This is a genomic window from Pseudorhizobium sp. NPDC055634, assembly GCF_053618655.1.
Genome location: NZ_JBSHHW010000006.1, coordinates 101029 through 124379, shown reverse-complemented (window position 1 = coordinate 124379; position 23351 = coordinate 101029). Strand labels below are relative to the sequence as shown.

The following is a 23351-nucleotide window of genomic DNA, read 5'->3' as shown; positions in this document are numbered from 1 at the left end:
CATTCAAGGACAAGCTGATGAACATCCATGAATACCAGGCCAAGGCTCTGCTCAAGAGCTATGGCGCGCCGGTCGCGGAAGGCGTGGCCATCATGAAGGTCGAGGAAGCCGACGCTGCCGCCCGTTCGCTTCCCGGTCCGCTCTACGTGGTGAAGAGCCAGATCCATGCCGGCGGCCGCGGCAAGGGCAAGTTCAAGGAACTCGGCCCCGATGCGAAGGGGGGCGTCCGCCTCGCCAAGTCGATCGACGAGGTCGTTGCCCACGTCAAGGAAATGCTCGGCAACACGCTGGTGACCGCCCAGACGGGCGAGGCCGGCAAGCAGGTCAACCGCCTCTACATCGAGGACGGCGCCGACATCGCCCGCGAACTCTACTGCTCGCTGCTGGTCGACCGCTCGGTCGGTCGGGTCGCATTCGTGGTCTCCACGGAAGGCGGCATGGACATCGAAGCCGTCGCTCACGACACGCCGGAGAAGATCCACACGATCGATATCGATCCCGAAACCGGCGCCACCGCCGACGACGTGGCGAAGATCTCCAAGGCGCTCGAACTGACGGGTGCCGCTGCCGAGGATGCGAAGTCCCTCTTCCCGATCCTCTACAAGGCCTTCTCCGAGAAGGACATGTCGCTGCTCGAGATCAACCCGCTGATCGTCATGCAGAACGGTCACCTGCGCGTCCTCGACGCCAAGGTTTCCTTCGACGGCAATGCGCTGTTCCGTCACGACGACATCCGGGCGCTGCGCGACGAGACCGAGGAAGACGCCAAGGAAATCGAGGCCTCCAAGTGGGATCTCGCCTATGTGGCGCTCGACGGCAATATCGGCTGCATGGTGAACGGCGCCGGTCTCGCGATGGCGACGATGGACATCATCAAGCTCTATGGCAAGGAGCCGGCTAACTTCTGCGACGTCGGCGGCGGCGCCGGCAAGGAGAAGGTTGCCGCAGCCTTCAAGATCATCACGGCCGACCCGAAGGTCGAGGGCATCCTGGTCAACATTTTCGGCGGCATCATGCGCTGCGACGTCATCGCCGAGGGCGTGGTCGCGGCGGTGCAGGAAGTGGGCCTGAAGGTTCCGCTCGTCGTGCGGCTGGAAGGCACCAACGTCGAGCTCGGCAAGAAGATCCTGAACGAGTCCGGCCTTGCGATCACTGCGGCTGACGACCTTGACGATGCGGCGAAGAAAATCGTCGCAGCGATCGAAGCCTAATCTGGAAGGACCGCAAGAATGTCAATTCTCGTCAACAAAGATACCAAGGTCATCGTCCAGGGCCTGACCGGCAAGACCGGCACCTTCCACACCGAGCAGGCGCTCGCCTATTACGGCACCAAGATGGTCGGTGGCGTGCATCCCAAGAAGGGTGGCGAATCCTGGTCGTCGGGCCTCGACGGCACCTCGCTGCCGATCTTCGCCTCCGTCGCGGAAGCCAGGGAACGCACGGGCGCCGACGCGACCGTGATCTACGTTCCGCCGGCGGGTGCGGCCGATGCCATCATCGAGGCGATCGAAGCGGAAGTTCCGTTCATCACCTGCATCACCGAGGGTATCCCGGTGCTGGACATGGTCCGGGTGAAGGCCAGGCTCGACAAGTCCAAGTCGCGCCTACTCGGCCCGAACTGCCCGGGCATCCTGACGCCGGAAGAGTGCAAGATCGGCATCATGCCGGGCTCGATCTTCCGCAAGGGCTCGGTCGGCATCGTTTCCCGTTCGGGCACGCTTACCTATGAAGCCGTGTTCCAGACCTCGAACGAAGGCCTCGGTCAGACGACGGCCGTCGGCATCGGCGGCGACCCGGTCAAGGGCACCGAGTTCATCGACGTCTTGGAAATGTTCCTCGCGGACGACGCGACGACCTCGATCATCATGATCGGCGAAATCGGCGGTTCGGCCGAAGAGGATGCGGCTCAGTTCCTGATCGACGAGGCCAAGAAAGGCCGCAAGAAGCCGATGGCAGGCTTCATTGCCGGTCGTACTGCCCCGAAGGGACGCACGATGGGCCATGCGGGCGCCGTCGTTTCCGGCGGCAAAGGCGATGCGGAATCGAAGATCGCGGCCATGGAAGCGGCCGGGATCCGGGTTTCGCCTTCCCCGGCGCGCCTCGGCAAGACACTGGTTGAAGTCCTCAAGGGCTGAGACCACATACCGATGCGTCAACCGCATCGGACACGCTTCGGGCTGGCGACGAACACGCGCCGCCAGTCCGGCCTAGCGTCGGTAGACGCGCTATGCCGGCCTGCGCCGGCGATTGCAGTTTGATGGCGGTGGCCGGCGCCCAGTCTCCGGCCCTCAATTACGTCAGGAGGCGGACGCGGCGTCCGCAGAAGAACCATGGCACGGCAAGAAGCCAACGAGCAGTTTCTCATCACCTCCTTCCTGGACGGCGCCAACGCCTCCTATATCGAGCAGCTCTATGCCCGGTATGAGGAAGACCCCAATTCCGTAAGGCCGGAATGGCAGTCCTTCTTCAAGGCGCTCGCCGACAATCCGGAGGATGTGAAGAAGGCTGCCGCAGGCGCTTCCTGGCAGCGGCGAAACTGGCCGGTGACGCCGGGCGGCGATCTCGTATCGGCGCTCGACGGCAATTGGCCGATCGTCGAAAAGGCGATCGAGACCAAGGTGAAGGCGAAGGCCGAGGCTGCCGCCGCAGCAACCGGCACGGCCGTCAACGAAGCCGACATCCTGCAGGCGACGCGCGATTCCGTCCGCGCCATCATGATGATCCGCGCCTATCGCATGCGCGGCCACCTGCATGCCAATCTCGATCCACTCGGACTGGCCGCACCGGTCGAGGACTATAACGAGCTTTCGCCCAGCGCCTACGGCTTCACGGAAGCGGACTACGACCGTAAGATCTTCATCGACAACGTGCTCGGGCTGGAATACGCGACCATTCCCGAGATGCTCGACATCCTTAAGCGGACCTACTGCTCGACCATGGGCGTCGAGTTCATGCACATCTCCAACCCCGAGGAGAAGCAGTGGATCCAGGAGCGGATCGAAGGTCCCGACAAGGGCGTCGAATTCACCCCCAACGGCAAGAAGGCGATCCTGCACAAGCTCGTCGAGGCCGAAGGCTACGAGCAGTTCCTGGATGTCCGGTTCAAGGGCACGAAGCGCTTCGGCCTGGACGGCAGTGAATCGCTCATCCCGGCGCTGGAGCAGATCATCAAGCGCGGCGGCCAGGAAGGCATGCAGGAGATCGTGCTGGGCATGGCCCACCGCGGCCGCCTCAACGTGCTGACCAACGTCATGGGCAAGCCGCATCGCGCGGTCTTCCATGAGTTCAAGGGCGGCTCGTTCAAGCCCGACGACGTCGAGGGCTCCGGTGACGTCAAGTACCACCTCGGTGCGTCCTCCGACCGCGAGTTCGACGGCAACAAGGTTCACCTGTCGCTGACGGCCAACCCGTCTCACCTCGAGATCGTCGACCCGGTCGTCATGGGCAAGGCCCGCGCCAAGCAGGACATGCTGGCCAAGACCTTCGACAAGGACGGCATCATCCCGCTCGAGGAGCGCGCCAAGGTCCTGCCGCTGCTGCTGCACGGCGATGCGGCCTTTGCGGGCCAGGGCGTCGTCGCGGAGATCCTCGGGCTTTCGGGCCTGCGCGGTCACCGGGTCGCCGGCATGATCCACTTCATCATCAACAACCAGATCGGCTTCACGACCAATCCGGGCTTCTCGCGTTCGTCGCCTTATCCGTCGGACGTCGCCAAGATGATCGAGGCGCCGATCTTCCACGTGAACGGCGACGACCCGGAATCGGTCGTCTACGCCGCCAAGATCGCCACCGAATACCGGATGAAGTTCCACAAGCCGGTCGTGATCGACATGTTCTGCTATCGCCGCTTCGGCCATAACGAGGGCGACGAGCCCGCGTTCACGCAGCCGAAGATGTACAAGGTCATCCGCTCCCACAAGACGGTTGCGCGGCTCTATGCCGATCGCCTTATCGCCGAAAGCCTGATCAACGAAGGCGAGTTCGAGAAGATGAAGGCCGACTGGCGCGCCCATCTTGAGCAGGAGTTCGAGGCAGGCCAGACCTACAAGCCGAACAAGGCCGACTGGCTGGACGGCGTATGGTCGGGGCTCCGCTCCGCCGACAATGCCGACGAGCAGCGTCGGGGCAAGACCGCCGTTCCGATGAAGCAGCTGAAGGAGATCGGCCGCAAGCTGTCGACCATTCCGGAAGGCTTCAATGCCCACCGCACGATCAAGCGCTTCATGGAAAACCGCGCCCAGATGATCGAGACGGGCGAGGGTATCGACTGGGCGATGGCCGAGGCTCTGGCCTTCGGATCGCTGGCGGTCGAAGGCACGAAGATCCGTCTGTCGGGACAGGATTGCGAACGCGGGACCTTCTCGCAGCGCCACTCCGTCCTCTACGACCAGGAGAGCGAAGAGCGCTACATTCCGCTTGCGAACCTGTCGCCGACCCAGGCCCGCTACGAGGTCATCAACTCGATGCTTTCGGAAGAAGCAGTACTCGGCTTCGAATACGGCTACTCGCTCGCCCGCCCGAACGCGCTGACACTGTGGGAAGCGCAGTTCGGCGACTTCGCCAACGGTGCGCAGGTCGTGTTCGACCAGTTCATCTCGTCGGGTGAACGCAAGTGGCTGCGCATGTCCGGCCTCGTCTGCCTCCTGCCGCATGGCTACGAAGGACAGGGTCCGGAGCACTCGTCGGCCCGCCTGGAACGCTTCCTGCAGCTTTGCGCGGAAGACAACATGCAGGTCGCCAACTGCACGACGCCGGCCAACTACTTCCACATCCTGCGCCGACAGGTGAAGCGCGACTTCCGCAAGCCGCTGATCCTGATGACGCCGAAGTCGCTTCTGCGCCACAAGCGGGCAACGTCCACGCTTGCGGAAATGGCCGGCGAGACCGCCTTCCATCGCCTGCTGTGGGACGATGCGGAGGTCATCAAGGACGGTCCGATCAAGCTGCAGAAGGATGCCAAGATCCGCCGCGTCGTCATGTGCACCGGCAAGGTCTACTACGACCTTCTGGAAGAGCGCGAAAAGCGGGGCATCGACGACATCTACCTGCTGCGCGTGGAACAGCTCTACCCGTTCCCGGCAAAGGCCCTGATCAACGAGCTCTCCCGCTTCCGCAACGCGGAAATGGTATGGTGCCAGGAAGAGCCGAAGAACATGGGCGCCTGGTCGTTCATCGACCCCTACCTGGAGTGGGTGCTGGCGCATATCGATGCCAAGTACCAGCGGGTGCGCTACACTGGCCGCCCGGCCGCGGCATCGCCGGCCACGGGCCTGATGTCGAAGCACCTCGCCCAGCTCGAAGCATTCCTCGAAGACGCGCTCGGCGGCTGATCTGCCGCCAGCGACAAGATCGACATTCTAGAGAAAACGGAAACAGTCCATGGCCACCGAAATCCGCGTCCCTACCCTCGGCGAGTCCGTCAGCGAGGCAACTGTCGGCACCTGGTTCAAGAAAGTCGGCGATACCGTCAACGCGGACGAGCCGCTGGTCGAACTCGAGACGGACAAGGTTACCGTCGAGGTTCCTGCACCGGCATCCGGCGTGCTGACGGAGATCGTCGCGCAGAATGGCGAGACCGTCGGGCTCGACGCGCTCCTTGGACAGATCGCGGAAGGCGCTGCTGGTGCCGCACCGGCTGCTCCGGCCAAGGCCGAGGCACTCGCCAAGGCTGCGGAAGCTGCGCCCGCAAAGGTCGCCGACCCTGTCGCCAAGGGTTCCTCCGACATGCCGGCCGCCCCCGCCGCCGCCAAGATGCTCTCTGAAAACAACCTGTCCGCCGACCAGGTGGAAGGTTCCGGCAAGCGCGGCCAGGTCCTCAAGGGCGACGTAATCGCCGCCGTCGCCAAGGGCGTATCCGCCCCGGCAGCGTCCGCCGAGGCCCCGAAGGCTGTCCGTGCACCCTCCACGACCGAGGACGCGGTTCGCGAGGAGCGGGTCAAGATGACCCGCCTGCGCCAGACGATCGCGCGCCGCCTCAAGGACGCGCAGAACACGGCCGCCATGCTGACCACCTATAACGAGGTGGACATGAAGGCGGTGATGGACCTGCGCAACCGCTACAAGGACATTTTCGAGAAGAAGCATGGCGTGAAGCTCGGCTTCATGGGCTTCTTCACCAAGGCCGTGACGCATGCGCTGAAGGAACTGCCGGCGGTCAATGCCGAGATCGACGGCACCGACATCATCTACAAGAACTACTGCCATGTCGGCGTCGCCGTCGGCACAGACAAGGGCCTGGTGGTTCCGGTCGTCCGTGATGCCGACCAGATGTCGATCGCCGAGATCGAGAAGGAAATCGGCCGCCTCGGCAGGGCAGCCCGTGACGGCCAGCTCTCGATGGCCGACATGCAGGGCGGCACGTTCACCATCTCGAACGGCGGCGTCTACGGTTCGCTGATGTCCTCGCCGATCCTCAACGCACCGCAGTCCGGCATTCTCGGCATGCACAAGATCCAGGAGCGCCCGGTCGCCATCGGCGGCCAGGTGGTCATCCGTCCGATGATGTATCTGGCGCTTTCCTACGACCACCGGATCGTCGACGGCAAGGAAGCCGTGACATTCCTGGTCCGGGTCAAGGAAAGCCTGGAAGATCCGGAGCGTCTGGTCCTCGACCTCTAAGCGGACACGAGAGCGGAGAGCAGCATGGAGCCCGTCTCGGCAGACGCAACCTATCTCCTGGCGCTGCTCGTTCTGAGCGTCGTCCTGCTGCTCGTCCATATCGGGCTGCAGGCCATGCTTGCCACCAGGGAACTCGGCACCGACTGGAATGCGGGGCCGAGGGACGAGGGGCGTGAACCGAAGAGCCCACGGGCAGGCCGTGCCGCCCGTGCGCTGACGAACTTCCGGGAAACCTATCCCGCCTTTATCGGGCTGCTGCTTGGGCTCGCCTTCGTGGGTGACAGCTCGGGGCTCGGCCTCCTCGGCGCAACAGTCTGGCTGGTGGCGCGGATCGTCTATATCCCGCTCTACCTGGCCGGCATCCCTTACGTCCGTTCGCTGGTCTGGCTGGTCAGCATCCTCGGCCTCGCGCTGATGATGCTCGCCCTGTTCCTCTGACCTGACACGGCGTCATACTGAAAAGGACTCTGCAATGGCTTATGATGTTGTCGTAATCGGAAGCGGCCCTGGCGGTTACGTCTGTGCCATCAAGGCGGCCCAGTTGGGCCTTAAGGTCGCGGTCGTCGAAAAGCGCGCCACCTATGGCGGCACCTGCCTCAACATCGGCTGCATTCCGTCAAAGGCCCTGCTGCACGCCTCGGAAATGTTCAGCCATGCGGCCCACGGCATGGATACGCTTGGCGTCGAGATCCCGGCGCCGAAGCTCAACCTCGAAAAGATGATGGCGCACAAGGACGCGACTGTGAAGTCGAACGTCGACGGCGTGGCCTTCCTGTTCAAGAAGAACAAGATCGACGGCTTCACCGGCACCGGCCGCATCGTCTCGGCGGGCAAGGTTTCCGTCACCGGCGACGACGGCAAGGTGCAGGAGCTGGAGGCGAAGAACATCGTCATCGCGACGGGTTCCGATGTCGCCGGCATCCCGGGCGTCAACGTCGCGATCGACGAGAAGGTGATCGTTTCGTCCACCGGCGCCATCGCGCTCGACAAGGTGCCGCAGAACCTCGTGGTCGTCGGCGGCGGCGTGATCGGGCTGGAGCTCGGCTCGGTCTGGATGCGTCTCGGCGCCAAGGTCACGGTCGTCGAGTACCTCGACAACATCCTCGGCGGGATGGACGGCGAGGTTTCCAAGCAGTTCCAGCGGATGCTCGCCAAGCAGGGAATGACCTTCAACCTCGGCGCCAAGGTGACGGGCGTCGAAAAGGCCGGCGCCGGCGCTAAGGTGACATTCGAGCCCGTCAAGGGCGGCGAGGCACAGACCATCGAGGCGGATGTCGTACTGATTTCCACCGGCCGCAAGCCCTACACGGAAGGCCTCGGCCTCGAAGAGGCCGGTGTCGTGCTCGACAATCGCGGTCGCGTCGAGATCGACGGGCATTACAAGACCAATGTCGACGGCATCTACGCGATCGGCGATGTGGTGAAGGGGCCGATGCTTGCCCACAAGGCTGAGGACGAGGGCGTGGCGCTCGCCGAAATTCTTGCCGGGCAGCACGGCCATGTGAACTATGACGTCATTCCTGGCGTCGTGTACACCCAGCCGGAGGTCGCCTCCGTCGGAAAGACCGAGGAAGAGCTGAAGGCCGCGGGCATCGCCTACAAGGTCGGCAAGTTCCCGTTCACCGCAAACGGCCGCGCCCGCGCCATGCAGGTGACCGATGGCTTCGTGAAGATTCTCGCCGACAAGGAGACCGATCGGGTTCTCGGCGGACATATCGTCGGCTTCGGCGCCGGCGAGATGATCCACGAGATCGCGGTTCTGATGGAGTTCGGCGGATCGTCCGAAGATCTCGGCCGAACCTGCCACGCGCACCCGACCATGTCGGAAGCCGTGAAGGAAGCCGCGCTGGCGACCTTCTTCAAGCCGTTGCACATGTAAGGCGCAGGACGAGGTTAAATCTTCTTCATCTTGAAGGCCGCAGCTTGCCACGCAGGCTGCGGCCTTTAACATCGGATCTATTGCGGCTCACCTTGTTGACGAAAGGCAAGGCCATGGCTTCCGATGTTGTTTCCTATTCGGTTCCCCAACGTGTCCTGCACTGGCTGGTCGTCGGGCTCGTTTTCTTCAACCTGCTTCTTCCGGATGGCATGGAAGCATGGAACCGCGCCATCCGTCAGACGGGCACGGCGACCCCGGAGCAGGTGGCGAGCGCCAACCTGCATGCCTATGCCGGAATACTCATTCTGATCCTGACGCTCTGCCGTATCATCCTGCTGCTGACCATGAAGAGCCCGGCCCTCCCGCCCGAAGAGCCGCCGATATTCCGGCTGGCGGCCAAGGTCGTGCATGGCCTTCTCTACGTCGTCGTCCTCGCCCTGCCGTTCACCGGCATAGGGGCCTACTACTTCGGCAACGAGCAGGCCGGCGATGTCCATGGAGGTCCGCTTAAGACGCTTCTCTGGATCCTGATCGCCGCGCACGTGCTCGGCGTGCTGGTGCATCAGTTCTACTGGAAGACCAACGTGATGCGACGGATGACGGTCGGTTAGTCGGCGTTGTTCGCCGGGGTCACGGTAAAGCCCTGCCGGCGGAACAGTTCCACCAGGCCGGCTTCTCCCGGCAGATGCAGGGCGCCGACGGCGACGAATGCCCCGCCTTCCGCAAGGATGGGGCCGACCCGCTCCGCCATCCGGTGGTTGCGGTCGGAAATCACGGCGCTTTCGAACGCGGCGTAGGCGCTCTCGTCCTCGTCGGTCAGCGTCGGGGTCAGCGCCCTCAGCGCAGGAATGGTCAGGCCCGTATCGCCGGAGAGGTAGAGGCCAGTCATCGTCTCGACGACGTCGTCCATCCGGTCGCCGAGCCTGACGGTCTCGACCAGGGCCTGGAGATGGAAGTCGATGGGCATCTCCGCCATTGCCGCCAGTTGCTCCTGCAGCGTCTCCAGCCCCTTCACGGGCTTGCCGGAAGCGATGGCATCGAGCGCGATCTTCTTGTCGAGAAATACCCCGCCGTCCGCCTTGCGGGCGGATTCGCAGGCCGAGGTCGCGACGAAGCCCGCAAGCATCCAAGGCTTCATGCGCGACACCGCGGACAGGACGAGGCCCCGTTTCTCCAGTCCTTCGCGGAGGACCTCGAGATCCTCGGGGGAGAGAAGGTTCTCGATCGACCGGCCGTCGGTGAACATGGTCAGTTCCGGCCTGGAGAGGATCGCGGCGGCGGCCTTCCGCTCGTCGAGGATCTCGTCGGATTCGATGACGATAACCTTCGCGCCGGCGTGAGCCTCTGCCGCCCCCGGTGGCATCCTGAGGACGCGCGGGTCCGTGACGTGCATGGTGCCCAGAAGGTAGGATGCCGGAATGCCCGGGCGCTCGATCCGCCAGAAAAGGCCCTGGCCGTTCACGACGGCGCGGCCCTCCGCCATCACGGCGGCATGAGCTTGCGGATCGGCGCGCTCCAGTTCGTCCAGCAGGTTCTCCCCCTGGCAGGCGGTTTCGGCGCGTGCCGGGGCATGCATGGCAAGCACCACCAGCAGCGAAACCAGCGCCAGGAGGTGGCAGGCGGCGAGAAGCCAGAGGGTGAGAGCGGACAGCCGGTGCAGAATGCGCTGCGGCAGCGGGAACAGAGCGTGGGTCGTCATGTCGTCCTTCCAGGGAAGCCGCGAGGACCTTAGCCTCGCCACATGCACGAGCCATTAAGGCGGATGGTTAAGGCAATCCTATGCCCGCGGATGCGCCCGGTCGTAGACCTCCAGCAGGCGCTGCGTATCCACGCCCGTATAGACCTGCGTGGTGGAGAGGCTCGCATGTCCGAGCAGTTCCTGGATCGTTCGCAGATCTCCTCCGCCGGCCAGCAGGTGCGTGGCGAAGGAATGGCGCAGCGCGTGCGGCGTCGCCGAATCCGGCAGGCCGAGTGCGCTCCGCAGCTTCTGCATGCCGCGCTGGATGATGGCCGGCTGCAGAGGGCCGCCGCGGGCGCCGCGAAACATGGGCTCTTCGCCGGGAAGAACATAGGGGCAGAGCTTGCGATAAGCCGCGACCGCCTCGGCCACGACAGGGAGCAGGGGGACGATCCGGACCTTGCCGCCCTTGCCGTTGACCCGAAGGCTCGTCGCACCCGGATCGAAGTCCCGCGGCGTCAGTGCGAGCGCCTCCGATATGCGCAGGCCGCAACCGTAGAGGAGCGTCAGCACGGCGGCATCCCGGGCGGCGATCCATGGTTCGTCCTGCAACTGGGAGCCGGTGGCGACGACCGCCAGCGCCTGCCTGTCGCTGAGTGGCTTGGGAAGCGACTTGGGCTGTCGCGGCGCACGGACCGCGCCTGCCGCGGCAGCATTGATCAGCCCCTGTCGTTCCAGGTAACGCAAGAAGGAACGCAGCCCGGCCAGGTGGCGGCCGAGCGAACGGGCGCCGGAGCCGTGGCGCCGGCGTGCCGCCAGAAATGCACGCAGGTCAGCCGGGCGGAGCGTGTGGATATCGGCGATCCGGGGCGGCGAACCGAGATGGCCGGTCAGGAAGCCCAGGAACTGGCGGGTGTCGCGTTCATAGGCCTCCAGCGTGTTGGCGGAAAGGCGTCGCTCCCGGGCAAGGTTTTCGAGCCATTCCGCCCGTCGCTGGAGAAGGTCGGGAGCGGCGATCGTCAGTATTTCGCTCACGTCATGCCTATTGAATTGGTGCGGGTGGAGGCCAATTTGACCTGATGGCGTTAGGATTCAATGAAGCGCGGCGTCGCTGTCGCTGGCCGATCATGCCGGACTGAGATATACCCCTATCCTCTCTGCAGGAGTTCGTATGGCGCGCCGAGATTCAATGTCCTCGCTGGGACATTTTGCCGAAGCCCTTTCTCTGGTTTCCCAAGGAAAACCTGGTCATATCGTCGATATCCTCATCGCTGAGCGAGGCCAGCGGATCGTAAAACATCCGCTCTGGCCGGTGATGCGGCCATTCCTCTATACCTTGCTGCGTTACGACCGGGCGATCGAGTTCGCCAACGACATCGCGGCCCTTTCGGGCCTCCAGTCCTTCGAATATCTGAGCGACGTCCTGAAGCTCGACGTGCGGGTCACGAATGCCGATCGCATTCCGAAGACCGGCGGCTTCATTCTCGTCAGCAACCATCCGACGGGCATTGCCGACGGGGTCGCCGTCTTCGACGTCCTCAAGGGGTGCCGGCCGGACCTGATGGTGTTCGCAAACCGGGATGCGGTGCGTGTAAATCCACGCTTCTCGGAAATGATCATCCCGGTCGAGTGGCGGGAGGAGCACAAGAGCAAGCTCAAGACGCGGGAGACGCTCGTCCTCACCAACAAGGCGGTGGAGGATGGCAAGGTGATGGTGTTGTTTCCCTCGGGGCGCATCGCCTACTGGGCGAACGGTCGGCTCAACGAACGGCCCTGGAAGACGTCCGCCGTCGGGCTTGCCAAGAAGTACAACCTGCCGATCGTGCCGATCCATATGAAGGCGCGCAATTCGGGGCTGTTCTACTGGTTCGCCAAGTGGTCGACGGAGCTGCGAGACATGACCGTCTTCTACGAGCTCCTCAACAAGAAGGGCAACCGGTTTGACGTGACCATCGGGCAACTGATCCCGCCCGAGCAGCTGGACGGCGACCCGCAGGACGTCACGCGGGCAATCGAGCGGCACACGATCGTCGATCTGGCCCGGGACCAGCAGGCCGTGTTCAAGCCGCTGGAGGAAACCGCCTCCTAGCTGCAAATCCGGTGTTTCATTTTGCCGGGCTTCGGGGCAAGGTCCCGCCGCATGGGTTCAGATTCCTCCTCTCTCTTCGGTGAACTGCTGGAGCGGCCGCCGGCAAGGCGTGTCGTCCCGGTCCTGGTGCCGCTGCCGGCGCCGGGTCCCTACAGCTACGCCGTGCCGGAGGGGATGCATGTCGAAGCCGGTTCCGTGGTGCAGGTGCCGCTCGGCCCGCGTCAGGTGATCGGCGTCGTCTGGGACGGCGGCAACGACGACAAGCTCGACCCGAAGAAACTGCGGCCGATCACGCTGGCCTTCGATTGTCCGCCTCTTTCAGCCGAAATGCGCCGCTTCGTGGAGTGGGTGGCGAGCTATACCCTGTCGCCGCCGGGACTGGTGGCGCGCATGGCGATCCGGGCTCCTGCGGCGCTCGCGCCCGAGCCGATGGTGGAGGGCATTCGCTATTCCGGCGGGCACCCGGAGCGGATGACGCCGGCGCGATCCCGGGTCCTCGATCTCGTCGACGAGGATACACCGTGGACGCGGGCCGGGCTTGCCCATGCAGCCGGTGTGTCGACGTCCGTCATCGACGGGCTGACGCAACAGGGGCTGTTCGAGACGATCTTCCTGCCGCCCCCGCCGGTAGTCGCCAGGCCCGACCCCGAGCATGCCGCCTCGCGGCTCCAGGGCCCGCAGAAGGATGCCGCCGCCGAGATCGTGACGCTCGTGAGGAAAGGCGGCTATTCCGCATCGCTCATCGACGGCGTCACCGGATCCGGAAAGACGGAGGTTTATTTCGAGGCGATCGCGGAGACGCTGCGGCAGGGCCGGCAGGTCCTCATCCTGCTGCCGGAGATCGCGCTGACGTCGAGTTTCCTGGAACGCTTCGAGAGCCGGTTCGGCGCAAAGCCCGGGGAGTGGCATTCCGACCTCTCCCCGCGGATGCGGGAGAAGGTCTGGCGCGGCATCGTGACCGGAGAGGTTCAGGTGGTCGCAGGCGCCCGGTCGGCACTGTTCCTGCCGTTCGAGAACCTCGGCCTGATCATCGTCGACGAGGAACACGACCCCGCCTACAAGCAGGAGGACCGCGTCTTCTACAATGCGCGCGACATGGCGGTCGTCAGGGCACGGATCGGCGATTTCCCGATCGTCCTCGTCTCGGCGACGCCCTCGGTCGAAAGCCAGGTGAATGCGCAGGCGGGGCGTTACCACCTCGTGCATCTGCCGACCCGCTACGGGGAAGCGGCGCTGCCGGATCTCCATCTTCTCGATATGCGCAGGCATCCGCCCGAGCGAGGGGGCTTCCTGTCTCCCGTGCTTTTGCGGGCGGTGGGCAAGACCATTGAGCGGGGCGAGCAGGCGCTTCTCTTCCTCAACCGCCGCGGCTATGCGCCGCTGACCCTCTGCCGTGTCTGCGGCCATCGCTTCCAGTGCCCGCAATGCTCCAGCTGGCTCGTGGAGCACCGGTTCCGCAACCAGATACAGTGCCACCAGTGCGGCTATAGCGAGCCGACGCCGGAGGCCTGCCCGGAGTGCGGGACGCTCGACCACCTCGTCGCATGCGGCCCGGGCGTCGAGCGGATTGCGGAAGAGGTGGAAAGGCATTTTCCGGAGGCCCGCACGATCGTCATGTCATCCGACCTCCTCGGCGGCGTGAAGCGCCTGAGGCTGGAACTGGAGGCCATCGCCCGCGGCGACGCCGACATCGTTATCGGCACCCAACTGGTGGCGAAGGGGCACAATTTCCCGATGATGACGCTGGTCGGCATCGTCGACGCGGATATCGGGCTGGCGAATGGAGACCCTCGCGCTGCCGAGCGGACATTCCAGCTCCTGAACCAGGTGACCGGGCGAGCAGGGCGGACCGGGCTCAAGAGTCACGGCCTGCTGCAGACCTACCAGCCGCAGCACCCCGTCATGCAGGCGATCGTTTCCGGCGACGCCGGAGCCTTCTACGAGCGCGAGATCCTCGAGCGCGAGCGGGCGATCCTGCCTCCCTTCGGCAGGCTCGCGTCGATCATCGTGTCCGCCGAGGGGCGGGCCGACGCGGAAGCTCATGCGCGCGGCCTGCGCGCCGCGGCTCCGCATGTCTCCGGGATATCGGTTCTCGGGCCCGCCGAGGCGCCGCTGGCGCTGGTCCGGGGGCGGCACCGCTTCCGGCTCCTGGTCCACGGACGGCGGAATTCCGACATGCAGGCCTTCTTGAAGACGATGGTGGCGCAGGGGCCGAAGGTTCGCGGCACGGTGCATGTGCAGATCGACGTCGACCCCCAGAGCTTCCTTTGAGAATCATGTTCCTGCTGGTATCCCGTTAGTCCCCGGAGTGCAGGAGCGAAGATTTGGAACTTTATTTTCCCACCGAGATGCCGGAACGCCTTGCCTTCCTTTCCGCCCTGGTCGTCGCCGGCTTCGGGCTCCTGACGATGCTGTTCCCGGCGCGACTTCTGCGCGCAGGGGGGCTGGTCACGGGAGAGATAACCTCCGTCGGCTTCGGCGCCACGCGCTCCATAGGCGGCCTGCACCTCGGTCTCGGTCTGGCGGCGATCGCACTTGCGCAGGACTTCACCTATCTCATGCTGGGCAGCGCCCTTGGATTTGCGGCTTTCGGGCGCCTCCTGTCGCTCTTTGTCGACAGGGGAAGGATCGTGATCAATGCCCTGGTGCTGATCGCGCAACTCGTGCTGGCCGCCCTGCCGCTCGGATATGTGTTCGGTTATTTCTGACAGGGCGACATTTCGGATCTCCAGAATCCGCACAAGCAGCGTGATAAAATCGTTTCAAGCCCTTCTAGCCCTGACGTTTTAGCCTATCTGCCGTGTTGCGAGTCCATAGATCCTATGGTAGACGAACCGCGAAAGTCTGAAGGGGCCAGCCCGAAAGCTGGTTGTTTTCAACAAAATAGCAAATACTCACAAGGGCTTATCGATCTCCGTCCGCGAGGTCCGGCCGTTGATGACAATCAAGGGAAACTGTGCCCGTGGCTGACACGTCCCAGCTGATTTCCGGTGTAGCTGAGCGCTATGCATCCTCGCTGTACGAGCTTGCGCTCGAGGCGGGTTCCGTTGATGCAGTCGGCGCGGATCTCGACCGGCTCCAGGCTATGTTGGACGAGAGCGAAGACCTGCGTCGCCTGATCCAGAGCCCGGTATTCTCTTCCGAGGATCAGCTGCGTGCGATCTCCGCGGTCGCCGACAAGGCGGGCATCCGCGGTCTCGTCGGCAATTTCATCAAGGTCGTGGCCGGCAACCGCCGGCTTTTCGCATTGCCTGGCATGATCCGGGCTTTCCGTCAGATCGCCGCAGCCCAGCGCGGCGAGGTGACGGCAGAGGTAACGTCCGCGCATGCGTTGACGCCGGCCCAGGAACAAGAACTCAAGTCGGCGCTGAAGGGCGTCACTGGCAAGGATGTGGTCGTCGCCGTCACGGTGGACCCCACGCTCCTTGGTGGCCTGATCGTAAAGGTCGGGTCGCGTCAGATCGACACCTCCCTTCGCACCAAACTTTCCACCCTTAAGCTTGCACTGAAAGAGGTTGGCTGATGGATATCCGCGCCGCGGAAATTTCCGCAATTCTGAAAGATCAAATCAAGAACTTCGGCCAGGAGGCTGAGGTATCCGAAGTCGGCCAGGTTCTCTCCGTTGGTGACGGTATCGCCCGCGTCTACGGTCTGGACAACATCCAGGCCGGCGAAATGGTCGAGTTCCCGGGCGGCGTGCGCGGCATGGCTCTCAACCTCGAATCCGACAATGTCGGCGTGGTTGTCTTCGGCTCGGACCGTGAGATCAAGGAAGGCGACACCGTCAAGCGGACCGGCGCCATCGTGGACGTGCCGGTCGGTCCGGAACTGCTCGGACGCGTCGTTGACGCTCTCGGCAACCCGATCGACGGCAAGGGCCCGCTCAACGCGACCCGCCGTGCGCGCGTCGACGTCAAGGCTCCCGGCATCATTCCGCGCAAGTCGGTTCATGAGCCGATGTCCACCGGCCTCAAGGCTATCGACGCCCTGATCCCGGTTGGCCGTGGCCAGCGCGAGCTCGTGATCGGCGACCGCCAGACCGGCAAGACCGCCATCATTCTCGACACCTTCCTGAACCAGAAGCCGATCCACGACAACGGCCCGGACAACGACAAGCTCTACTGCGTCTATGTCGCCATCGGCCAGAAGCGTTCGACCGTTGCCCAGTTCGTCAAGGTGCTCGAAGAGCGCGGTGCGCTGCAGTACTCGATCATCGTTGCCGCGACCGCTTCCGATCCGGCTCCGATGCAGTACCTGGCACCGTTCGCCGGCTGCGCCATGGGCGAATACTTCCGTGACAACGGCCAGCACGCGCTGATCGCATATGACGACCTTTCCAAGCAGGCCGTCGCCTACCGCCAGATGTCGCTTCTCCTGCGCCGTCCGCCGGGCCGCGAAGCCTATCCGGGCGACGTCTTCTACCTGCATTCGCGTCTTCTCGAGCGCGCCGCAAAGCTCTCCGACGAGCGTGGCGCCGGTTCGCTGACGGCGCTGCCGGTCATCGAAACGCAGGGTAACGACGTTTCGGCCTTCATTCCGACCAACGTGATCTCGATCACCGACGGCCAGATCTTCCTTGAAACCGACCTGTTCTACCAGGGCATCCGCCCGGCCGTGAACGTCGGTCTGTCGGTTTCCCGCGTGGGTTCCGCCGCACAGGTCAAGGCGATGAAGCAGGTTGCCGGCTCGATCAAGGGCGAGCTTGCCCAGTATCGTGAAATGGCTGCCTTCGCGCAGTTCGGTTCCGACCTCGACGCCTCGACGCAGCGCCTCCTCAACCGCGGTGCACGCCTGACCGAGCTTCTCAAGCAGCCGCAGTTCTCGCCGCTGAAGACGGAAGAGCAGGTCGCGGTGATCTTCGCGGGCGTCAACGGCTACCTGGACAAGATCGCGGTCGGCGACGTCGGCAAGTTCGAGCAGGGTCTGCTGAGCTACATGCGCTCGGAAGGAAAGGCTGTCCTCGATGCGATCCGCACCGAGAAGGCCATTTCCGACGACACGAAGGCCAAGCTGAAGGCGGCGCTCGACACTTTCGCCAAGTCCTTCGCCTGAGACCCGGATCACGCACACTAACCCTTAGGGGACCGATAACGGATGCCTTCACTTAAGGATCTGAAAAACCGGATCGCCTCCGTCAAGGCGACGCAGAAGATCACCAAGGCGATGAAGATGGTCGCCGCGGCGAAGCTGCGCCGTGCGCAGGAGGCGGCCGAGGCCGCTCGTCCCTACGCGGAACGCATGAACAAGGTGCTGGCCAGCCTGTCGGCGGCCAATGCCGGCAATGCGGAAGCGCCTCTGCTTCTGTCCGGCACGGGTCGTGACCAGGTTCACCTTCTCATTGTCGCGACGGGGGAGCGCGGTCTTGCCGGTGGCTTCAACTCGTCCATCATCCGCATGGCGCGCGATCATGCCCTCAAGCTGATCCGCGAAGGCAAGACGGTCAAGATCCTGACCGTCGGCCGCAAGGGCAACGACATCCTGCGGCGGACGTTCACGGACAACATCATCGATTACGTGACCTTCCGCGAAGTGAAGCAGTTGAGCTTTGCGAACGCGGACGATGTTGCGCGCCGGGTTCTCGAGCTCTTCAACAAGGGCGAGTTCGATGTAGCCACGCTCTTCTACGCCCGGTTCCATTCGGTGATCTCGCAGGAAGCCACAGCACAGCAGCTCATCCCGGCCAAGTTCGCCGACACGGCTGAGGTCGGCAACGGATCGTCGGCGCTCTACGAATACGAGCCGAGCGAAGAGGAGATCCTCGCGGATCTTCTGCCGCGCAACGTCGCCGTCCAGATCTTCCGGGCGCTGCTCGAAAACAACGCATCCTTCTATGGCGCTCAGATGTCCGCAATGGACAACGCGACGCGCAATGCCGGTGATATGATCAACAAGCTGACGCTGTCCTACAACCGTCAGCGCCAGGCGCAGATCACCAAGGAACTCATTGAAATCATTTCGGGCGCGGAAGCGCTCTGAGATAAGGAAAGAGGGTAAGAAAAATGGCTATCGCAGCTACCCTGGACGCCGACACCTCCGTCGGTAAGGTGACGCAGGTGATCGGCGCCGTCGTCGACGTTACATTCGACGGCGCACTGCCGCCGATCCTGAACGCGCTGGAAACCGACAATAACGGTCACCGCCTCGTTCTCGAAGTCGCTCAGCACCTCGGTGAAAACCAGGTCCGCACGATTGCGATGGATGCGACGGAAGGTCTCGTTCGCGGCCAGCCGGTCAAGGACACCGGTGCCCCGATCTCCGTTCCGGTCGGTGACCAGACGCTCGGCCGCATCATGAACGTCATCGGCGAGCCCGTCGACGAAGCAGGTCCGCTGGACACGAGCACGCTGCGCTCTATCCACCAGGAAGCTCCGGCCTATGTCGAGCAGTCCACGGAAGCCCAGATCCTCGTCACCGGCATCAAGGTGGTCGACCTTCTGGCTCCCTACGCGAAGGGCGGCAAGATCGGCCTGTTCGGCGGCGCCGGCGTTGGCAAGACGGTTCTCATCATGGAACTGATCAACAACGTTGCTAAGGCACACGGCGGTTACTCGGTGTTTGCAGGCGTGGGTGAGCGTACCCGCGAAGGCAACGACCTTTACCACGAAATGATCGAATCCGGCGTGAACAAGCTTGGCGGCGGCGAAGGCTCCAAGGCTGCGCTCGTATACGGCCAGATGAACGAGCCTCCGGGCGCACGTGCACGCGTCGCCCTGACGGGCCTCACCATCGCGGAAGATTTCCGCGACAAGGGCCAGGACGTTCTGTTCTTCGTCGACAACATCTTCCGCTTTACCCAGGCGGGTTCGGAAGTGTCGGCTCTGCTTGGCCGTATTCCTTCGGCCGTTGGCTACCAGCCGACCCTGGCCACCGACATGGGCCAGATGCAGGAGCGGATCACCACCACGACCAAGGGCTCGATCACCTCGGTTCAGGCCATCTACGTTCCCGCCGACGACTTGACCGACCCTGCGCCGGCAACCTCGTTCGCCCACCTGGACGCAACGACGGTTCTGTCGCGTTCGATCGCCGAAAAGGGCATCTATCCGGCCGTTGACCCGCTCGACTCCACGTCGCGCATGCTCGACCCGATGATCGTCGGCGAAGAGCACTATCAGGTTGCTCGCCAGGTCCAGACGACGCTGCAGCGCTACAAGTCGCTGCAGGACATCATCGCCATCCTTGGCATGGACGAACTGTCCGAAGAGGACAAGATGACCGTCGCCCGCGCCCGCAAGATCGAGCGCTTCCTGTCGCAGCCGTTCTTCGTCGCCGAAGTCTTCACCGGTTCGCCGGGCAAGCTGGTTTCGCTCGAAGACACGATCAAGGGCTTCAAGGGCCTCGTCAACGGCGAGTACGACCATCTTCCGGAAGCCGCCTTCTACATGGTAGGCTCGATCGAAGAAGCCATCGAAAAGGCGAAGAAGCTGGCGGCTGCCGCCTAAGCAGGACCAGCGGGCGCGCGGCACATGCGGCGCGCCTTTGCATGCAACACGTGAAGAAGTGAACCGCCATGGCTGACGCCTTCAATTTCGAGCTCGTTTCTCCGGAGCGCCTTCTCCTGTCGGAGAAGGTCACCGAAGTCGTGATCCCGGCCACGCTGGGCGAGATGACGGTTCTCGCGAACCACGCTCCGACGATGACGACGATCAAGCCGGGCGTCGTCCGCGTGAAGCTGGCATCCGGGCAGGAGAGCAAGTACGTCGTGTTCGGCGGCTTTGCCGACATCCTTCCGACCGGCTGCACCGTTCTTGCGGAATCAGCATTGCCGCTTTCGGACCTGACGCGGGACAGGCTTCAGGCTCACATCGAGACTGCCCGCAGCAATGCCGGCGCAGCTGTCGACTACGAGCAGAAGACCCGGCTCGAAGAATACCTGTCTCAGCTGACGCAGCTCAACGAGACCATTCTGCCGGCCTGACAGCGTCCGGCACTTGTTTTGAAAAGGCGGCTTTCGGGCCGCCTTTTTTGTTGCCTGTGCCCTCCCATTTGCTGTTGTGTGGGCGGTGGAGGAAGCGCGGAGCATGATCGACAAGCTGGAATTCTTCATAGCACTCGCCCGTGAGGAGCATTTTGGGCGGGCAGCCAACGAGTGCGGGATCTCGCAGCCGTCCCTGTCGGCGGCGATCCGGCAGCTCGAGGACCAGCTCGGCGTCGGTCTGGTCGTGCGGGGGTCGCGATACCAGGGACTGACGCCCGAGGGCCAGCGGGTACTGGAATGGGCCAAGCGGATTGTCGCCGATGCCCGCACCATGCGCGAGGAGATGCGCGCCGCAAAGAAGGGGCTTTCCGGACATATCCGGCTGGCGGCGATACCGACCGCGCTTGCCATGATCCCCCGCCTGACTGAACCCTTCCAGGCGAAGCATCCGGACGTCACCTTCTCCGTGGTTTCTCGAAACTCGCTTCAAGTGCTGAGTCAGCTGGACAATTTCGAGATCGATGCGGGGATCACCTATCTCGACAACGAGCCTCTCGGGCGCGTCACCAGCGTGCCGCTGTATGCAGAGCGCTATATTCTGGTGACCGCGGAAGGCACGCCCTTCGCGGACCGCGAGAACGTGACCTGGACGGAGCTCGATAGCGTTAGGCTTTGCCTATTGACGCCCGACATGCAGAACCGTCGGATCATAAACCAGCATCTGGCGGATGCCGGAGTTGTCGTGAAGCCGACCCTCGAATCCAACTCGATGGTCGTGCTGCTTTCGCATGTGGCGACGGGCCAATGGGCCAGCATCATGCCACGGAATGTCGCGCGATCCTTCGGATTTGCCAAGCAGATCCGCATGATACCGATCGTGGAACCGGAAGCCAGCCACCTTGTCGGGCTCGTTGCGACCCATCGTGAGCCTTTCACGCCACTCGTCTCGGCGCTTCTTTACCAGGCCCGCAGCCTGAATTCGCAAGCCCTGATCTGATAGTTTTTTTCTATCGCGTAACGAAACATCAATATTGACCCTCTCGGGGCACGGGAAGAGACTGTGTACACAAGAGTACGCGGATCCGCGTGCGGGAGATTGCCGGGGAGGCATTCTTCAGGGAGGCTTGGAATACGATGAATGTACATGTGACGGGCGGCAGCAATGCCGAGCGATCGCTTTCGATAATCCGGGAGCTGAAGCACCTGGAAGGGCCGATGCTACCTATCCTCCACGCCATTCAGGAGGAGTTCGGTTTTATCCCCGAGGAAGTGAAGCCCGTCATCGCCCAGGAACTCAACCTGTCGCGGGCGGAAGTACACGGCGTCGTCACCTTCTACCATGATTTCCGCCAGTTGCCGGCCGGGCGGCACGTCCTCAGGCTCTGTCGGGCTGAGGCATGCCAGGCCATGGGCGCCGATGACCTTGCCGTCTCGGCGCGCCGGCTTCTCGGCATCGATTTCCACCAGACCACGCTGGACGGCGCAATCACGCTGGAGCCTGTCTACTGTCTCGGGCTCTGCGCATGTGCCCCGGCGGCCATGCTGGACGATGAGGTTCATGGTCGCGTGGATGCAGGCGCTCTTGGCGAACTCGTTGCGGAGGCGCGCCGATGACCGTCACCATCTTCGTCCCCCGCGATGCCGCGGCCGTCGCGCTCGGCGCCGACAAGGTTGCGGCCGCGATCGCGGCCGAGATAGCCAACCACGGGCTGGACGCGCGCATCGTGCGCAACGGATCGCGCGGCATGTTCTGGCTCGAGCCGCTCGTCGAAGTCCGCACGGAGCGGGGGCGCATCGCCTACGGGCCGGTGAAGGCGTCGGATGTGGGCGGCCTTTTCGACGCGGGGTTCCTGACCGGCGGGGATCATCCGCTCTGTCTGGGGCTGACGAAGGAAATTCCCTTCCTCCGTCAGCAGACCCGCCTGACATTTGCACGCTGCGGCGTCACCGATCCGCTTTCGATTGAAGATTACCGTCACTACCAGGGGCTGAAGGGCCTCGAGCGTGCGCTGACAATGTCGGCGCCGGAGATCATCCAGGCTGTGACCGACAGCGGACTGCGCGGCCGGGGCGGCGCGGGCTTCCCGACAGGTATCAAGTGGAAGACGGTGGCCGATGCCGCGGGCCCCCAGAAGTATATCGTCTGCAACGCGGACGAGGGCGACAGCGGAACGTTCGCCGACCGGATGATCATGGAGGGCGACCCCTTCGTGCTGATCGAGGGAATGATCATCGCCGGGCTCGCCACCGGCGCGACGCGTGGGTACGTCTATACCCGCTCGGAATATCCGCATGCGATTCGGGTCATGAACGAGGCGATCGCCGTCGCCCGCCGGGCCGGTATCCTCGGCCCGTCGGTGATGGGTTCGGCCCATGCCTTCGAACTGGAGGTCAGGGCCGGCGCGGGCGCCTATGTGTGCGGGGAGGAGACGTCTCTTCTCAATTCGCTGGAAGGCAAGCGTGGCGTCGTGCGGGCAAAGCCGCCGCTGCCGGCGCTCAAGGGTTTCCTCGGCTGTCCGACGGTCGTCAACAACGTCATCTCCCTTGCGTCCGTGCCTCCCATCCTCGACCGCGGCCCCGAATTCTACCGCGACTTCGGAATGGGCCGCTCGCGTGGCACGATCCCGATCCAGATCGCCGGCAATGTGAAGCATGGCGGACTGTTCGAGACGGCGTTCGGGCTCACTCTCGGACAGATTGTCGACGAGATCGGTGGCGGTACGATGACCGGCCGGCCCGTGAAGGCGGTGCAGGTCGGCGGGCCACTCGGCGCCTATTTCCCCCGCTCGCTCTTCGATACGCCCTTCGACTACGAGGCCTTTGCCGCGAAAGACGGGTTGATCGGGCATGCGGGCGTGGTGGTCTTCGACGACAGCGCCGACATGCTGCGGCAGGCCCGCTTCGCCATGGAATTCTGCGCGATCGAGAGCTGTGGCAAGTGCACGCCCTGCCGTATCGGCTCGACCCGCGGTGTCGAGACCGCCGACCGCATCGCGCAGGGGATAGAGCCGGAGAAGAACAGGGCACTCCTGGCGGACCTCTGCAACACGATGAAGTTCGGGTCGCTTTGCGCGCTTGGCGGCTTCACGCCGTACCCGGTGATGAGTGCGATGACGCACTTCCCCGAGGATTTCGCTCCCACCCCCATCGTCGAAGCGGCGGAGTAAGA

General features: G+C 63.9%; 20 protein-coding genes. 18 read left to right on the top strand and 2 right to left on the bottom strand.

The window, feature by feature from the left end:
- Positions 1-17 precede the first annotated feature (17 nt).
- From sucC to ACWGPT_RS11895, 7 genes are all read left to right on the top strand, one after another.
- Positions 18-1211, top strand: coding sequence for an ADP-forming succinate--CoA ligase subunit beta (gene sucC / locus ACWGPT_RS11925; RefSeq protein WP_452605823.1), 1194 nt, complete (start codon positions 18-20; stop codon positions 1209-1211).
- An 18-nt stretch (positions 1212-1229) separates the two neighbouring features.
- Complete coding sequence (sucD, locus tag ACWGPT_RS11920; protein ID WP_452605822.1) at positions 1230-2135, top strand: succinate--CoA ligase subunit alpha; 906 nt, start codon at positions 1230-1232, stop codon at positions 2133-2135.
- 195 nt (positions 2136-2330) lie between these two features.
- The gene (locus ACWGPT_RS11915; protein ID WP_452605821.1) at positions 2331-5330 is read left to right on the top strand and encodes a 2-oxoglutarate dehydrogenase E1 component; all 3000 of its coding nucleotides are present in this window, start codon (positions 2331-2333) and stop codon (positions 5328-5330) included.
- 49 nt (positions 5331-5379) lie between these two features.
- Complete coding sequence (gene odhB / locus ACWGPT_RS11910; protein WP_452605820.1) at positions 5380-6618, top strand: 2-oxoglutarate dehydrogenase complex dihydrolipoyllysine-residue succinyltransferase; 1239 nt, start codon at positions 5380-5382, stop codon at positions 6616-6618.
- A 24-nt stretch (positions 6619-6642) separates the two neighbouring features.
- A complete protein-coding gene (locus tag ACWGPT_RS11905; RefSeq protein WP_452605819.1) occupies positions 6643-7056 on the top strand; it encodes an MAPEG family protein in 414 nt (137 codons plus the stop codon).
- A gap of 34 nt (positions 7057-7090) precedes the next feature.
- Positions 7091-8497: a dihydrolipoyl dehydrogenase gene (lpdA, locus tag ACWGPT_RS11900; protein WP_452605818.1), complete on the top strand. Its 1407-nt coding sequence runs from the start codon at positions 7091-7093 to the stop codon at positions 8495-8497.
- 113 nt (positions 8498-8610) lie between these two features.
- Entirely contained in the window at positions 8611-9108 is a 498-nt protein-coding gene (locus ACWGPT_RS11895) for a cytochrome b (protein ID WP_452605817.1), read from the top strand.
- On the opposite strand, the gene ACWGPT_RS11890 is transcribed toward ACWGPT_RS11895, so the two are convergent.
- Entirely contained in the window at positions 9105-10196 is a 1092-nt protein-coding gene (locus tag ACWGPT_RS11890; protein ID WP_452605816.1) for a TraB/GumN family protein, read from the bottom strand. The two genes, ACWGPT_RS11895 and ACWGPT_RS11890, sit on opposite strands and share 4 nt — an antisense overlap.
- A 78-nt stretch (positions 10197-10274) precedes the next feature.
- Positions 10275-11210 (bottom strand): tyrosine recombinase XerC, encoded by a 936-nt coding sequence (locus ACWGPT_RS11885; RefSeq protein ID WP_452605815.1) that lies wholly within the window; start codon positions 11208-11210, stop codon positions 10275-10277.
- Positions 11211-11346: 136 nt separating this feature from the next.
- On the opposite strand from ACWGPT_RS11885, the gene ACWGPT_RS11880 reads away from it, so the two are divergent.
- The 11 genes from ACWGPT_RS11880 to ACWGPT_RS11830 all read left to right on the top strand — a co-directional run bounded on the left by ACWGPT_RS11880 (position 11347) and on the right by ACWGPT_RS11830 (position 23349).
- The gene (locus ACWGPT_RS11880) at positions 11347-12264 is read left to right on the top strand and encodes a GNAT family N-acetyltransferase (protein ID WP_452605814.1); all 918 of its coding nucleotides are present in this window, start codon (positions 11347-11349) and stop codon (positions 12262-12264) included.
- A 51-nt stretch (positions 12265-12315) separates the two neighbouring features.
- Positions 12316-14535 carry a primosomal protein N' gene (locus tag ACWGPT_RS11875; protein WP_452605813.1) on the top strand — a complete coding sequence of 740 codons (2220 nt, stop codon included), beginning with the start codon at positions 12316-12318 and terminating at the stop codon, positions 14533-14535.
- A gap of 53 nt (positions 14536-14588) precedes the next feature.
- Complete coding sequence (locus ACWGPT_RS11870; RefSeq protein ID WP_452605812.1) at positions 14589-14972, top strand: AGROH133_08824 family phage infection protein; 384 nt, start codon at positions 14589-14591, stop codon at positions 14970-14972.
- A gap of 248 nt (positions 14973-15220) precedes the next feature.
- A complete protein-coding gene (locus ACWGPT_RS11865; protein WP_452605811.1) occupies positions 15221-15787 on the top strand; it encodes a F0F1 ATP synthase subunit delta in 567 nt (188 codons plus the stop codon).
- Positions 15787-17316 carry a F0F1 ATP synthase subunit alpha gene (atpA, locus tag ACWGPT_RS11860; protein ID WP_452605810.1) on the top strand — a complete coding sequence of 510 codons (1530 nt, stop codon included), beginning with the start codon at positions 15787-15789 and terminating at the stop codon, positions 17314-17316. Before ACWGPT_RS11865 ends, atpA begins: the two co-directional genes overlap by 1 nt.
- A gap of 42 nt (positions 17317-17358) precedes the next feature.
- Positions 17359-18240, top strand: coding sequence for a F0F1 ATP synthase subunit gamma (locus ACWGPT_RS11855; protein ID WP_452605809.1), 882 nt, complete (start codon positions 17359-17361; stop codon positions 18238-18240).
- Positions 18241-18263: 23 nt separating this feature from the next.
- On the top strand, positions 18264-19706 hold the full coding sequence (gene atpD / locus ACWGPT_RS11850) for a F0F1 ATP synthase subunit beta (protein ID WP_452605808.1): 1443 nt from the start codon (positions 18264-18266) through the stop codon (positions 19704-19706).
- 68 nt (positions 19707-19774) lie between these two features.
- Positions 19775-20182 (top strand): F0F1 ATP synthase subunit epsilon, encoded by a 408-nt coding sequence (locus ACWGPT_RS11845; protein WP_452605807.1) that lies wholly within the window; start codon positions 19775-19777, stop codon positions 20180-20182.
- A 103-nt stretch (positions 20183-20285) separates the two neighbouring features.
- On the top strand, positions 20286-21179 hold the full coding sequence (locus ACWGPT_RS11840) for a LysR family transcriptional regulator (RefSeq protein ID WP_452605806.1): 894 nt from the start codon (positions 20286-20288) through the stop codon (positions 21177-21179).
- A 137-nt stretch (positions 21180-21316) separates the two neighbouring features.
- Complete coding sequence (locus ACWGPT_RS11835; protein WP_452605805.1) at positions 21317-21796, top strand: formate dehydrogenase subunit gamma; 480 nt, start codon at positions 21317-21319, stop codon at positions 21794-21796.
- A complete protein-coding gene (locus ACWGPT_RS11830) occupies positions 21793-23349 on the top strand; it encodes a formate dehydrogenase beta subunit (RefSeq protein ID WP_452605804.1) in 1557 nt (518 codons plus the stop codon). Before ACWGPT_RS11835 ends, ACWGPT_RS11830 begins: the two co-directional genes overlap by 4 nt.
- Positions 23350-23351: the final 2 nt, after the last annotated feature.